The sequence below is a fragment of the Pseudomonas wadenswilerensis genome (assembly GCF_900497695.1).
Taxonomy (GTDB): Bacteria; Pseudomonadota; Gammaproteobacteria; order Pseudomonadales; family Pseudomonadaceae; genus Aquipseudomonas; species Aquipseudomonas wadenswilerensis.
This window is the reverse complement of sequence record NZ_UIDD01000001.1, coordinates 422,902-436,800: the sequence shown is the minus strand read 5'-3', so window position 1 is coordinate 436,800 and position 13,899 is coordinate 422,902. Positions and strand designations below refer to the sequence as shown.

General features: G+C 62.8%; 12 protein-coding genes. 7 read left to right on the top strand and 5 right to left on the bottom strand.

Annotation, left to right across the window (positions count from 1 at the left end):
* Positions 1–77: 77 nt before the first annotated feature.
* The 3 genes from aguA to CCOS864_RS02120 all read right to left on the bottom strand — a co-directional run bounded on the left by aguA (position 78) and on the right by CCOS864_RS02120 (position 5,163).
* On the bottom strand, positions 78–1,184 hold the full coding sequence (aguA, locus tag CCOS864_RS02130) for an agmatine deiminase (RefSeq protein ID WP_115084863.1): 1,107 nt from the start codon (positions 1,182–1,184) through the stop codon (positions 78–80).
* Positions 1,185–1,204: 20 nt separating this feature from the next.
* Positions 1,205–2,083 (bottom strand): N-carbamoylputrescine amidase, encoded by an 879-nt coding sequence (gene aguB, locus CCOS864_RS02125; RefSeq protein ID WP_115084862.1) that lies wholly within the window; start codon positions 2,081–2,083, stop codon positions 1,205–1,207.
* 170 nt (positions 2,084–2,253) lie between these two features.
* Complete coding sequence (locus tag CCOS864_RS02120) at positions 2,254–5,163, bottom strand: aminotransferase (RefSeq protein WP_115084861.1); 2,910 nt, start codon at positions 5,161–5,163, stop codon at positions 2,254–2,256.
* 213 nt (positions 5,164–5,376) lie between these two features.
* Here CCOS864_RS02120 and rfbB point away from each other — a divergent pair, with 213 nt between their 5' ends.
* From rfbB to CCOS864_RS02085, 7 genes are read left to right on the top strand one after another with little or no spacing between them, the layout of a single operon-like run.
* Positions 5,377–6,459, top strand: coding sequence for a dTDP-glucose 4,6-dehydratase (gene rfbB / locus CCOS864_RS02115; RefSeq protein WP_115084860.1), 1,083 nt, complete (start codon positions 5,377–5,379; stop codon positions 6,457–6,459).
* On the top strand, positions 6,456–7,328 hold the full coding sequence (gene rfbA, locus CCOS864_RS02110; protein WP_115084859.1) for a glucose-1-phosphate thymidylyltransferase RfbA: 873 nt from the start codon (positions 6,456–6,458) through the stop codon (positions 7,326–7,328). The genes rfbB and rfbA overlap by 4 nt, the downstream gene beginning before the upstream one ends.
* Positions 7,328–7,873 (top strand): dTDP-4-dehydrorhamnose 3,5-epimerase, encoded by a 546-nt coding sequence (gene rfbC, locus CCOS864_RS02105; RefSeq protein ID WP_115084858.1) that lies wholly within the window; start codon positions 7,328–7,330, stop codon positions 7,871–7,873. Before rfbA ends, rfbC begins: the two co-directional genes overlap by 1 nt.
* Positions 7,870–8,745, top strand: a complete 876-nt coding sequence (gene rfbD, locus CCOS864_RS02100; protein ID WP_415842465.1) for a dTDP-4-dehydrorhamnose reductase — start codon at positions 7,870–7,872, stop codon at positions 8,743–8,745. The genes rfbC and rfbD overlap by 4 nt, the downstream gene beginning before the upstream one ends.
* Positions 8,746–8,780: 35 nt before the next feature.
* Positions 8,781–10,595: a sensor histidine kinase gene (locus tag CCOS864_RS02095; RefSeq protein ID WP_115084857.1), complete on the top strand. Its 1,815-nt coding sequence runs from the start codon at positions 8,781–8,783 to the stop codon at positions 10,593–10,595.
* Positions 10,592–12,004: a sigma-54-dependent transcriptional regulator gene (locus CCOS864_RS02090; RefSeq protein WP_115084856.1), complete on the top strand. Its 1,413-nt coding sequence runs from the start codon at positions 10,592–10,594 to the stop codon at positions 12,002–12,004. Before CCOS864_RS02095 ends, CCOS864_RS02090 begins: the two co-directional genes overlap by 4 nt.
* On the top strand, positions 12,001–12,456 hold the full coding sequence (locus CCOS864_RS02085; RefSeq protein WP_115084855.1) for a YiiD C-terminal domain-containing protein: 456 nt from the start codon (positions 12,001–12,003) through the stop codon (positions 12,454–12,456). Before CCOS864_RS02090 ends, CCOS864_RS02085 begins: the two co-directional genes overlap by 4 nt.
* Here CCOS864_RS02085 and cysQ read toward each other — a convergent pair.
* Together cysQ and nudE are read right to left on the bottom strand one after the other, a co-directional pair.
* On the bottom strand, positions 12,445–13,272 hold the full coding sequence (gene cysQ, locus CCOS864_RS02080) for a 3'(2'),5'-bisphosphate nucleotidase CysQ (protein ID WP_115084854.1): 828 nt from the start codon (positions 13,270–13,272) through the stop codon (positions 12,445–12,447). The two genes, CCOS864_RS02085 and cysQ, sit on opposite strands and share 12 nt — an antisense overlap.
* Entirely contained in the window at positions 13,269–13,835 is a 567-nt protein-coding gene (gene nudE, locus CCOS864_RS02075) for an ADP compounds hydrolase NudE (protein ID WP_115084853.1), read from the bottom strand. The genes cysQ and nudE overlap by 4 nt, the downstream gene beginning before the upstream one ends.
* Positions 13,836–13,899 lie beyond the last annotated feature (64 nt).

Here is a 13,899-nt window from a genome sequence, read left to right as displayed (position 1 = left end):
TGTGCCAGAAGGCTATGCCGATCGTCGTCCACGCAAAAAAAAGCCCGTCAATCGACGGGCTCTTTTCCTCCAGCGCTTCAGCCTTTGGCTGGTGCCGGTTGCTGCTGGGTCAGACAATGAATGTTGCCGCCCCCCAGAAGCATCTCACGCCCGGGGATCATGACCACTTCGTGTTCAGGGAACACTCGCGCCAGAATCGCTCTAGCTTCAGCATCTGCCGGGTCGTCGAAGCTTGGCGCGATGATGCCGCCATTGACGATCAGGAAGTTGACGTAGGAGCCGGCCAGGCGCACCGACGGGTTGCGCTCCTGGCTGCCGGCCACCGGATCGACCCCGGCGCACTCTTCTTCAGTGGCGAACAACGGCCCCGGAATCGGCATCTTGTGCACGGTAAAGGCGCGGCCTTTGGCGTCACGGCTGTTCTCCAGCACCTCAAGTGCGGCATGGCAGCGTGCGTAATTGGGGTCTTGCGGATCATCGGTCCAGGCCAGTAACACTTCACCCGGGCGAACGTAACAGCAGAAGTTGTCGACGTGGCCGTCGGTCTCGTCGTTGTACAGGCCATCCGGCAGCCAGATGATGCTGTCAACTGCCAGGTGATCGCCCAGAATGGCTTCGATCTGCTCACGGTTCAGGTGCGGGTTGCGGTTGTGGTTGAGCAGGCATTCCTCGGTGGTGATCAGGGTGCCTTCACCATCGACATGGATCGAGCCGCCTTCCAGCACGAAGCCTTCGGTGTGGTAGCGCTGGCAGCGTTCCATCTCCAGCACCTTGCTGGCCACTTGCTCGTCGCGGTTCCATGGCGAGTACAGACCACCCTCGAAGCCGCCCCAGGCATTGAAGCCCCAGTCGACACCACGCACTTCACCGCTGTCGTTGATGACGAAGGTCGGGCCGGTATCACGAACCCAGGCGTCGTCGTTGCTGATTTCCACCACACGAATGTTCGGCAAGTCCAGACGGGCGCGGGCGTTATCGTATTGAGCGGCGGAGACGGCAACGGTCACCGGCTCGAAACGGGCGATAGCCTTGGCCAGGGTCACGTGGGCAGCCTGCACCGGTTTGCCACCCAGGCGCCAGTTGTCCGGGCGCTCGGGCCAGACCATCCAGACCTGGGTTTGTGGCGCCCATTCGGCAGGCATGTGGAAGCCGTCGGCGCGCGGGGTACTGGTAAGCGTTTTCATAGATGATCCTTGCTGAACTATCAGGATTGCAGCGCGCCGTCGAGGGTCTTCACCGGGCCGTACAGATTCGGACGACGGTCTCGGAAAGTGCCCCAGGCACTGCGGGTGTGCTCAAGTTTGTCGAGGTCGAAAGTATGCACCAGCACACCCTCCTCGGTCTCGTTCAGCGCCTGGACCTTCTCGCCGAACTGGTTGGCAATGAAAGAGGAGCCGTAGAAGGTGATGTCGTAGCCGTCCTGCTCTTCGCGACCGATGCGGTTGCTGGCGATCAGCGGCATCAGGTTGGCGCCGGCATGACCTTGCTGCACACGCTGCCAGTGGTCGCGCGAGGAAATGGTTTTATCGTGCGGCTCGCTGCCGATGGCCGTCGGGTAGAACAGCACCTCGGCACCGAGCAGGGCCATGCTGCGCGCGCACTCGGGGAACCACTGGTCCCAGCAGATGCCTACGCCGATTTTTGCGTAACGGGTTTGCCAGACCTTGAAGCCGGTGTCGCCCGGGTTGAAGTAGTACTTTTCGTGATAGCCGGGACCGTCCGGGATGTGGGTTTTACGGTACACGCCCAGGTTGCTGCCGTCGGCATCGATGATGGCGATACTGTTGAAACGCGCGCGCCCGGCCAGTTCGTAGAAGCTGATCGGCAGCACCACCTGCAGCTCTTTGGCGAGCTGCTGGAAATGGGCGATGGCGGCGTTGGATTCAACCGGGGTGGCCAGCTGCAGGTAATCCGGATTGGGCTTCTGGCAGAAGTACGGAGTTTCGAACAGCTCCTGGATCAGGATGATCTGCGCGCCCTTGGCGGCCGCTTCGCGGACCAGCCGCTCGGCAGTTTCCAGGTTGCCCTGGCGGTCCCAGGTGCAGGCCATCTGGGTGGCGGCAACAGTGACAGTGCGGCTCATTTATTCCTCCTCGGCAGGTGGCTGGGCCGACAAGGCCAGGCCATCACGGTGATGATGGAGGCATTTATATCCGATAAATATCGGCTTTAAAAGTGACATTGCAAAAATATTAGCCAGTAAAAAGCCGGTTAATCCGATAACAATCGAATTAACCGGCTTTGGCTCAAGCGTTACAGGTCTTCTGACAGTACCCGGTCGATGCTGTCGACGAAGAAGTCCACGCTTGCCCGGGTGGTGCACATCGGCGGCTTGATCTTGAGGATGTTGAGGTAATCGCCCGTGGGCTGCATGAAGATACCCAGGTCGCGCAGGCGGTTGCACAGGACCGTGGTCTCGGCACTGGCCGGTTCCAGGGTCTGGCGATCCCGCACCAGGTCCAGCCCCAGGTAGAAGCCGGAACCGTGTACGGCACCTGCCAGCGGATGTTTATCGACTAACTGCTGCAGCCGCGACTTGAAGTAGCCGCCGACTTCACGGGCGTTGTCCCACAACCCTTCTTCTTCCATGACATCGAGCACGGCCATGCCGATGCGGCAGCTGACCGGGCTGCCACCGGCAGAGGAAAAGAAATAGCCCTCGGCTTCCAGCGCCTCGGCAATCTCCCGGCGGGTGATGACCGCGCCCAATGGCTGGCCGTTACCCATGCCCTTGGCCATGGTAATGATGTCCGGCACTACGCCCTGCTCTTCGAACCCCCAGAACCAGGTGCCAAGACGGCCGTAACCAACCTGCACTTCATCGGCGATGCACACGCCGCCCGCTGCACGGACCTTGGCATAGGCTTGCTGCAGGTAACCCGGCGGCAGCGAGATGCCGCCGGCATTGCCGTAAACTGGCTCACAGATGAAGCCGGCCAGTTGCCGTTGCTCGGCGGCCAGTGCGTCGAGCCTGGCATCGACGTCACGCAGGTAATCGGCGGTGCTCTCGGCGCCACGATAGGCGCCGCGATAGGTGTTCGGTGCAATCACCGGGTGTACCCAGTCCGGCCTTGTGCTCAAGGCCTGGGGGTTGTCGGCGATGGAGGTGGAAATCGCATCGGTAGCTACCGACCAGCCGTGATAGGCCTCGAGCACACTCAGCAGGTCGCGCCCACCGCTGTAGGCCCAGGCCAGACGGATCGCCAGGTCGTTGGCCTCGGTGCCGCTGTTGACCAGAAACACCCGGTCCATGCCGCTCGGAGCCAGGGCCAGCAAGCGCTCGGAGAATTCGGCGATGGCTGCATAGTGGAAGCGCGAGTTGGTATTGAGCAATGACCATTGCCGCGCCGACTCGGCAACCATGCGCGGATGCCCGTGACCGAGTACCGCAACGTTGTTGAGCATGTCCAGGTAAGCCCGCCCCTGCATGTCGAACAGGTAGTTACGCCAGCCGCGCTCGATATGCGGCGGTTGCTGGTAGTAGTGCTTCTGCGAGCGGGCGAAACTGGCATCGCGCCGAGCCAGCAAGGCCTGGGCATCGACCAGCGGTTCGGCGTCGCAGGCAATGCCGAGGATGGCCTGCGGCGAGGGGCAGAGTGCCTGCCAGGCCTGTGCCCGTGACGGCTCGACAAAGGCTGGCGGGTAGAGCCCGGCAATCCGGCATAGTTGAGCACTGAAAAGTCCGGCACTGGCACCCAGTGCCTGCCCTGGAGTGACCTTCTGACCATCCTCTGGCGCGGCGCCCAACCCGTGCAGCCACAGGCTGCATTCCTTGCCCTCAAGGCAGCCGCTGTCTTCGCCATGCTGATGCCAGGTACCGGCCCAGGGCGCCTGCAACGTCGTGCCGAGCGGTAGCAGCAATTCAACCTGCAAGGCAAAGGTCGCAGGCTCTGCAGGGTTGTCGATGTGCGTCTGCGACAGGCGGTATTGCCCGTACAAGGAGCAGGCCGCGCCCGACGCTGTCGCCTGCTCGGCCAGCAACTGCTGGTCAATGCCGGGCTGCTCCCAGTTCCCTGCCTGGTAGTGCTCGCTGAGCACGCCCAGGTCCACCGTTACAACCTGATGTGCGAGCGTTGGCGGCAACAACGGCACGCAACCTTCCAGCACCAACGCGGGCATCTCATGCCCGGCCACCTGCAGGACCGCCGCCTCCATCAGTTCGAAAGGCACGCTGGTGGCGACGTCGAAGATCTCCCACTCATGGGCCAGATTGTCGCGGCTATAGCTGTTACCCGGGTCGACGCTCAACTGCTGTTCACTGCTCAGTACCAGCACCGCGGCGCGGGCCACCACCAATGGCCACAAGGCTTTGAGTTCGGCTTCGGTCAGCGGGTTGAGCGCATGGTAGGCCTCGATTGCCGGCAGTATCCGCAACGGGTCGCCTTCGGCGTGATGCAGCAATGCCGCGCAGGTCACCGACAGGTCGGCGACGCGCCAGGTGTACATCAGGTCGCCGAAATCGATGACGCCTTGCAACTGCCACTGGCGCTGCTCATCGCGCGCCCAGACGGCGTTATCATCGGTGATGTCCAGATGTACCGCCTGCATCGGCAACTTGTCGAGCAACGGTTGCAGACATTCCCTGGCCTGCTCTGCGGCGGCACTTACCCGCGCTTGCTGCGGGCTTTTGGCCAACACCGGCAACAGGTGAGCGATCAATGCCTGGGCGTGCCGTGGGTCCCATTGCAAGGTTCGTTCGAGCCCCGGGTGGGTGAAGTCGGCCAGGGCCAGGTCGACTCGTGCACAAAGACGGCCCAGCTCAGCCACCAGGCGCGGCTCCATGTGCTTGATACGGGTCAGCGACTGACCTTCTATATAGTCGAGCAAGCGCACGCGCAAGCCCTGACCGTTCACGTTCACCGCCAGCAACTGCTCGCCGGTACGTGCTGCCAACACCGCAGGTACCGGCACTCCCTGGTCATGCAAATAGCCCAGGGCAGCATGCTGGGCCTGGAGCTCCGCAATGGCATAGTCGCCATGGCAGACCTTCAGCACATAGCGCCCGCTGGGGGCGTCCAGGCGAAAATTCAGGTCTTGCTGGCTACCCAGCGCTTGCAGTGAGCCGCTTAGCCCATAGTGATCCTGCAACAGGGTCGCTGCTTGCTGCGGGCTAACGTCAGGGCATGGCTGACTGGAACGGTGGATCAGGGTGGTAAGCGGCATGGGCAGGGAACCTCATTTTTTTTGTTGCTTATATCGCCACTGTGCCTGCCGATAAGCAAGAACAACGGGTAAAATTGCCGATAAGCCGCTTGAAGGGCCAACCAGCCAGGCATAAATGGGCGCTTCGGCGCTTTTCGCTTGCACCTGCCTGCACCCGGCCACAAGCTATACACTTTATGCCCAATGTCAGTTATGGAAGAAAGGCAGTCAGACATGCGAATTCTCATCACCGGCGGAGCCGGATTCATCGGTTCGGCGCTGGTGCGTCACCTGATCAACAATACCGAGCACGAAGTGCTCAACCTGGACAAGCTGACCTATGCCGGTAACCTGGAATCGCTGACCAGCATCGCGACCAATACCCGCTACGAGTTCGTCCAGGCCGACATTGCCGATCAGGCAACTGTCAGCGCTGTACTCGAGCGCTTCAAGCCGCATGCCATCATGCACCTGGCAGCCGAGTCGCATGTCGACCGTTCGATCGACGGCCCTTCCGATTTTATCCACACCAATATTGTCGGTACCTACAGCCTGCTGGAGGCTACTCGCGCCTACTGGCTGACGCTGCCTGCCGACGAGCGTGCAGCGTTTCGTTTCCATCACATTTCTACCGACGAAGTGTATGGCGACCTGCATGGCGTCGATGACCTGTTCACCGAAACTACACCGTATGCCCCAAGCTCACCGTACTCGGCGAGCAAGGCCGCGTCCGACCATCTGGTCCGCGCCTGGCAGCGTACTTATGGCCTGCCGGTACTGATCACCAACTGCTCGAACAACTACGGCCCGTTCCACTTCCCGGAAAAACTCATTCCGCTGGTGATCCTCAATGCCCTGGCAGGCAAGCCGCTGCCGGTGTACGGCAACGGGCTGCAAGTGCGTGACTGGCTGTTTGTCGAAGACCATGCCCGCGCCCTGTTCAAAGTCGTAACCGAAGGCAAGGTCGGCGAGACTTACAACATCGGCGGCCATAACGAGCAGAAGAACATCGACGTCGTACGCGGCATCTGTGCACTGCTCGAAGAGCTGGCGCCACAACGTCCTGCCGGCATTGCCAACTATGCCGACCTGATCACCTACGTGCAGGATCGCCCTGGGCACGACCAGCGTTATGCGATCGATGCCAGCAAGATCGAGCGTGAACTGGGCTGGGTTCCTGAAGAGACCTTCGAGACCGGCCTGCGCAAGACCGTTCAGTGGTACCTGGACAACCTGCAATGGTGCCAGCGGGTACAAGACGGCAGTTATCAAGGCCAGCGCCTGGGCGCCAGCGAATTCAAGGATCTGATTGCATGACCAAAGGTATCGTCCTGGCAGGTGGCTCCGGCACCCGCCTGCACCCTATCACCCTGGGTGTTTCCAAACAGCTGTTGCCGATCTACGACAAACCGATGATCTACTACCCGATCTCGGTACTGATGCTGGCCGGTATTCGCGAAATCCTGCTGATCTCCACACCACAGGATCTGCCGCAATACCAGCAGCTGCTGGGTGATGGCAGCCAGTTCGGTATCGAACTCAGCTATGCCGAACAGCCTTCTCCGGATGGCCTGGCACAGGCCTTCCTGATTGGTGAAGAATTTATTGGCAACGACTCTGTTTGCCTTATCCTTGGCGACAACATTTTCCATGGCCAGGGTTTCACTCCCCAGCTGCGCAAGGCCACCCAACAGGGTAGCGGCGCTACCGTGTTCGGCTACTGGGTCAAGGATCCGGAGCGCTTCGGCGTTGTCGAGTTCGACGACGAGGGCCGCGCCCTGTCCATCGAGGAAAAGCCGACGCAACCCAAATCCAGTTACGCCGTGACGGGCCTGTATTTCTACGACAACGATGTGGTCAAGATCGCCAAGGCGGTCAAGCCGTCGCCACGCGGTGAGCTGGAAATCACCGACATCAACAATGCCTATCTCAACCGCGGCGACCTCAACGTTCAACTGCTCGGACGTGGTTTCGCCTGGCTCGACACCGGCACCCACGACAGCCTCCTGGAAGCATCGCAGTACGTGCAGACCATCGAGCACCGTCAGGGCCTGAAAGTCGCTTGCCTTGAAGAAATCGCATACCAGCAGGGCTGGATTGATCAAGCGCACCTGCTTGAACGAGGGAAGATGTTCGGCAAGACCGGTTATGGTCAGTACCTGTTCGGTCTCGTAGGAAAACATTAATGAAAGTAACCGCCAGTACGCTGCCTGATGTTCTTGTTATCGAACCGAAAGTGTTCGGTGACGAACGAGGCTTCTTCTTCGAGAGTTTCAACGAGCGTTCGTTTCAGGAAGCCACGGGCATCAATGCCCATTTCGTTCAGGACAATCATTCCGGCTCGCAGAAAGGTGTACTGCGCGGTTTGCATTATCAGATTGAACACACCCAGGACAAGCTGGTGCGGGTAACTGCCGGCGAAGTGCTGGATGTGGCAGTGGACATCCGCCGCCACTCACCGACTTTCGGTCGCTGGGTAAGTATCAGGCTTTCGGCTCAGAACAATCGCCAACTGTGGATCCCCAAGGGCTTTGCCCATGGGTTTGTGGTATTGAGCGATTTTGCCGAGTTTCTCTACAAGACCACCGACTATTACGTTCCATCTGCCGAACGCTGCATCCGCTGGAACGACCCGGACCTGGCGATCGACTGGCAGCTGGATAACGCCCCCGCGCTTTCTGCCAAGGACCAGGTTGGCAAATTCCTGCATGAGGCGGATCTGTTCCCGTGATCCAGCACCGCCCGCGCATCCTCATCAGCGGCCAGCACGGCCAGGTTTCCCTGGAGCTGCAACAGCGCCTGGGCGATCTAGCCCAGCTGCATGTGCTGGGTCGTGACCAGCTCGACCTCGCCAAGCCGGAAGGCATTCGTGAGCGGGTGCAGTCGCTCAAGCCCGACCTGATCATCAACGCCGCGGCCCATACCGCCGTCGATCAGGCCGAAAGCGAGCCGGAGCTGGCCTTCGCGATCAATGCCCGGGCCCCCGGCGTCTTTGCCGAGGAAGCCGCGAAGCTGGGGATCCCGCTGATCCACTACTCCACCGACTACGTGTTCGACGGCAGCAAGTCCAGCCCCTACACCGAAGACGACGAGCCCAATCCGCTCGGCGTCTACGGGCGCAGCAAGCTGGCCGGCGAGCAGGCGATTACTGCAGTGGGTGGCCAGCATCTGATCCTGCGTACCAGCTGGGTGTATTCGCGCCACGGGCGCAACTTTCTGCTGACCATGCAGCGCCTGCTGCAGGAAAAGCCAGAGTTGCGCATCGTTGCCGACCAGATCGGCGCGCCGACCTGGGCCGGTACCATCGCCCAGAGCACCCGTGCCCTGATCGAACGCTGGCAGGCTGGCCAGGCCGGTGCCTGGGGCACCTATCACCTGACCGCCCAGGGTGAAACCTCCTGGTTCGGCTTTGCCCAGGCCATTGCCGAGCAACTCAAGGCCCGGGGCCTGCCCTGTGCCGAGCTGTTGCCAATCTCCTCCAGCGACTACCCGACCCCGGCCCGCCGCCCGCTGAACTCGCGCCTCGATTGCAGTCGCCTGCAACGCCAGTGGCAGGTCAGCCAGCCGCATTGGCAGCAGGCGCTGATCGACTGCCTGAAGTAGCGCATAATGCGCCAGATCATTCTGGCGCAGTTGCGATGAACATAACTCCACCCGTACCCCGCCGCCCTCGCTGGCGCAGCCTGGCCATACTTGCAGTGTGCCTGGCGCCATTGCTGTGGCCACTGCAACACCTCGCCGAGCGCTACTACCAGGACGAGCTGGCCGGGCAGAACCGCCAGACCCTCGATCTCTATGTGGCCAACCTGCTCGGCACCCTGCACCGCTACGAAACCCTGCCGCAGATCCTCGGCGACCTGCCAGCCTTGCGCGCCGTGCTGGCCGACCCGCTGCGCCTGGAAACCCTGACCAACGCCAACCGCTTGCTCAAGGACATCGCCACCCAGACCGGCGCCGAAGTCATGTACCTGATGGACGCCAACGGCAACACCCTGGCCGCCTCCAACTGGGATAAACACGACAGTTTCGTTGGCCGCAACTTCGCCTTCCGTCCCTACTTCAGTGAAGCCATCGCCGGGCGCCTGGGGCGCTTCTTCGGCCAGGGCACCACCTCGGCCAAGCGTGGCTACTTCTTTGCCGCTGCCGTGCGTGACCGCGACCGGGTTATTGGCGCGCTGGTGGTCAAGGTCGACCTCGACCATACCGAAACCCTCTGGGGCAAGACCCCCGAGCAACTGTTGCTGACTGACCACAACGGCGTGGTGATCCTCACTTCGCGCCCCGACTGGCGTTTCCGCGCCACCCGGCCCCTGAGCGACGCCGAACGCGAAGCCATCGTCGCCATCCAGCCCTACCCGACCCAGTCGCCCAAGCCGTTGAACCTTGAGCCCAAAGCCTGGCTGACCCAGACCCAGACCATCGAGGAGACCGGCTGGCAGGTCAGCATTCTGGCCCCGCGTACCCTGATCGACCGCTCGGTGCGTACTGTGGTGGCGATCGGTGGCGCTACCTTGCTGGTAGTGATGCTACTGCTCGGCTTGATCATGCAGCGGCGCCGCCACTACATGGACCGCATCGACTTTGAAGCCCACGGCCGCCAGGAGCTGGAAAAACGCGTGATAGAGCGCACCGCCGACCTTGAAGGCCTCAACAGCCGCCTGAAGAACGAAGTACTGGAACGCGAACAGGCCCAGCAGGAACTGGTGCGCGCCCAGGACGAACTGGTGCAGGCTGGCAAGCTGTCGGTGTTAGGCACCATGTCGGCAAGCATCAGCCACGAGCTCAACCAGCCGCTGGCGGCGATCCGCAGCTATGCCGAGAACGCCGAGATCCTGCTCGATCACCAACGCACCGACGATGCCCGCAGCAACCTCAAGCTGATCAGCGAGCTGACCGGGCGCATGGCGTCGATCATCGCCCACCTGCGCGCCTTCGCCCGCCGCGACCGCCATGCCCCGGAGAGCGTTGCCCTGCAGCCGGCACTGGACGATGCCCTGGCGCTACTGGCCAAGCGCCGGCGGGCGATGGCCGTGGAGCTGGTGCGCGACCTGCCGGAAGCCACTTTGTGGGTCCAGGCCGGTGAAACCCGCCTGCGCCAGGTGCTCGGCAACCTGCTGGCCAACGCCCTCGACGCCCTGACCGAAAAAGCCAACCCACGCAAACTCTGGCTCAGTGCCGAACAGCGTGATGGCAACGTCTACCTGTACATACGCGACAACGGGCCGGGCTTTACCAGCCAGGCCCTGGCCCGCGCCCGCGAGCCGTTCTTCACCACCAAGACGCGCACCCAGGGCCTTGGCCTGGGCCTGGCGATCTGCGATACCTTGATGCGTGCACTGGGCGGCGAGCTGCTGCTGGGCAACCACCCTGAAGGCGGCGCCCTGCTCACCCTGCAGCTGCGCATCGCCAAGCCCGGCGCCACATTACCCACTTCAGAGGACCCATCGGCATGACGACCGAGCCGCTCATCGACAGCCGCACGCAGGTAATCCTGGTCGACGACGACCCGCACCTGCGCCAGGCGCTGAGCCAGACCCTCGACCTCGCCGGCCTGAAAATCCTGCCCCTGAGCGATGCCCAGGGCCTGGCCGGGCGCATCGAGCGAGACTGGCCCGGGGTGGTGGTCAGCGATATCCGCATGCCCGGGATCGACGGTCTTGAGCTGCTGCAGCAGTTGCACGCCCAGGACCCGGAACTGCCGGTGCTGCTGATCACCGGCCATGGTGACGTGCCCCTGGCGGTGCAGGCGATGCGCGCCGGGGCCTATGATTTTCTGGAAAAGCCCTTCGCCAGCGATGCCCTGCTCGACAGTGTGCGCCGTGCCCTGGCCCTGCGCCGCCTGGTGCTGGACAACCGCAGCCTGCGCCTGGCCCTGAGCGATCGCCAGGAGCTGAGCACGCGCCTGGTCGGCCACTCGGCACCGATGCTGCGACTGCGCGAGCAGATCGGCGCATTGGCCGGCACCCGCGCTGACGTGCTGATCCTCGGCGAAACCGGTGCCGGCAAAGAGGTGGTGGCTCGCGCCCTGCACGACCTGTCGAGCCGTCGTGACGGCCCGTTCGTGGCGATCAACGCCGGCGCCCTGGCCGAGTCGGTGGTCGAAAGCGAGCTGTTTGGCCACGAACCCGGCGCATTCACCGGTGCGCAGAAGCGCCGCATCGGCAAGTTCGAATTCGCCAATGGCGGCACACTGTTCCTCGATGAAATCGAAAGCATGAGCCTGGATGTACAGGTCAAGCTGCTGCGCCTGCTGCAGGAGCGGGTGGTCGAGCGCCTGGGCGGCAACCAGCTGATCCCGCTGGATATCCGCATCATCGCCGCGACCAAGGAAGACCTGCGCCAGGCCGCTGACCAGGGGCGCTTTCGCGCCGACCTGTATTACCGCCTGAACGTCGCGCCGTTGCGCATCCCGCCGCTGCGCGAGCGCGGCGAAGACATCCTCGTACTGTTCCAGCACTTCGCCGATGCCGCCAGCGAACGCCATGGCCTGCCGATGCATCCGCTGCAACCGGCGCAACGGGCACTGCTGCTACGCCATGAATGGCCGGGCAACGTACGCGAGCTGCAGAACGCCGCCGAGCGCTTCGCCCTCGGCCTGGAACTGGCCCTGGACGGTGATGTACCGCCCGCGGCCGACGAGGCCGTGGCAAGCATCGGTAGCGGTAACCTCAGCGAACAGGTCGAGCAGTTCGAACGCTCGCTGATCGCCGCCGAACTGGCGCGCTCGCACAGCTCGTTGCGCAGCCTGGCCGAAGCCCTCGGCATCCCGCGCAAAACCCTGCACGACAAGCTGCGCAAACACGGCCTGAGCTTCGCCGACAGCAACCACAACAGCGATGACCTGGAGGACAACCGTTCATGAGCACGGATAGCCACTACCTCGAATCGTTACTGCACAGCGACATCCCGCTGACCCGGCAGATGGGCCTGCAGGTACTCGACTGGCAGCAGCATTGCCTGCGCCTGCAATTACCGCTGGAGGCCAACGTCAACCACAAGAGCACCATGTTCGGCGGCAGCCTGTACTGCGCTGCGGTGCTGGTCGGTTGGGGCTGGTTGCACCTGAGGTTGCGTGAAGCGGGGATTGATGACGGGCATATCGTCATCCAGGAAGGCCAGATCAGCTATCCGTTACCGGTCACCGGCGCGGCCATCGCCACCTGCGCGGCACCGGAAGAGAAAGTCTGGGAGCGTTTCATTGCCACCTATCAACGCCGTGGCCGAGCGCGTCTGAACCTGCACACCCAGGTCAGTAATGCCGGCAGCAGCGAGGCTGCCGTGCAGTTCAGCGGCCAGTACGTGCTACACCGCTAAGGCTTGCTGCAACAGCTTGTCGCGCCATGGCGCGGCAGCCGGCAAGGCCAGGAAGAACGGGTTGAGCAAGGATTCGCGCGGCGGGTAGACAAAGGCCTGGCCATCAAGGCCGAGCACTTCACCGCCGGCGCCTTCCAGCACGCCCTGGGCTGCAGCGGTATCCCACTGCGAAGTGGGTGCCAGGCGCGGGTAACAATCCGCCGCGCCCTCGGCCAGCAGGCAGAACTTCAGCGAGCTGCCGATGTTGGCCAGTTCCAGCTCACCCACTGCCTGGCTCAGCCCGGCCAGCAAGGCTTCCTGTTGCGGGCTGGAATGTCGGCGGCTGGCGACCACGGTAAAGCGCTCACCTGCAGGTGGCGCAGTGCGCACGCTGATGGCCTTGCCCACCCCACCCGCTTCGGCGAGCCATGCACCAAGGCCTTTGCCGCCGAAATAGCAGCGGCCATTGGTGGGAATCGCCACCACGCCAAACACCACCTGACCCTGCTCGACCAGGGCGATGTTGACGGTAAATTCTTCAGTGCCGGCGATAAATTCCTTGGTGCCATCCAGCGGATCGACCAACCACCAGCGCTGCCAGCCTTGCCGTTCGCTCAGGGGGATATCGCAGTCTTCTTCCGATAGCACCGGGATCTCCGGGGCCAGCGCGCGCAAGCCTTCGGCAATCACCTCATGGGCCGCCAGGTCGGCGGCAGTGACCGGCGATTCATCGGCCTTGGCCGCCACCGCCACATCGGCGCGCCAGAACGGCAGGATGGCCTTGCCCGCCTGGCGAGCCAGTTCCACCACCTGCTGCATCAGGGCAATGTTGTTCATAGCGGGAACACCCCACGCTGGCTCAGCAGGTCTCGCACCAGATACAACGCCGCCAAGGCCCGGCCTTCGGAGAACTGTGGATGCTGGGCCAGGGCCGAAAGCTCGCGCAGGTTGATCTTGTCCACGCGCATCGGCTCCGGTTCGTCGCCTTCCAGGCGCTCCTCGTAGAGGTCGCTGGCCAGTACCACCTGGATCTTCTGGCTCATGTAGCCTGGCGACAGCGACAGCTCGGTCAGGTGCTCCAGCTGACGGGCGCCGAAACCTGCTTCTTCCTTGAGTTCCCGGTCAGCCGCCGCCAGCACGTCTTCACCCGGCTCGATCAGGCCCTTGGGCAGCGACAGTTCATACTCGTCGGTGCCGCCGCAGTATTCTTCAACCAGCACCGCATGCTCGGCATCGAGCATCGCCACGATCATCACCGCGCCATAACCGTTGCCGCGCCCGACCAGGCGTTCGTAGGTGCGCTCGGCGCCGTTGGCAAAGCGCAATTGCACGGCTTCGACACGGAACAGGCGGCTGCTGGCGACGATCTCGCGAGAGAGGACGGTGGGTTTCTGGCGCATGGGGCGGCTCCTTGGCGTGAACGGGTTACTATACCGTGGCTTGCCCGGCCGCTGCCTCCTGACT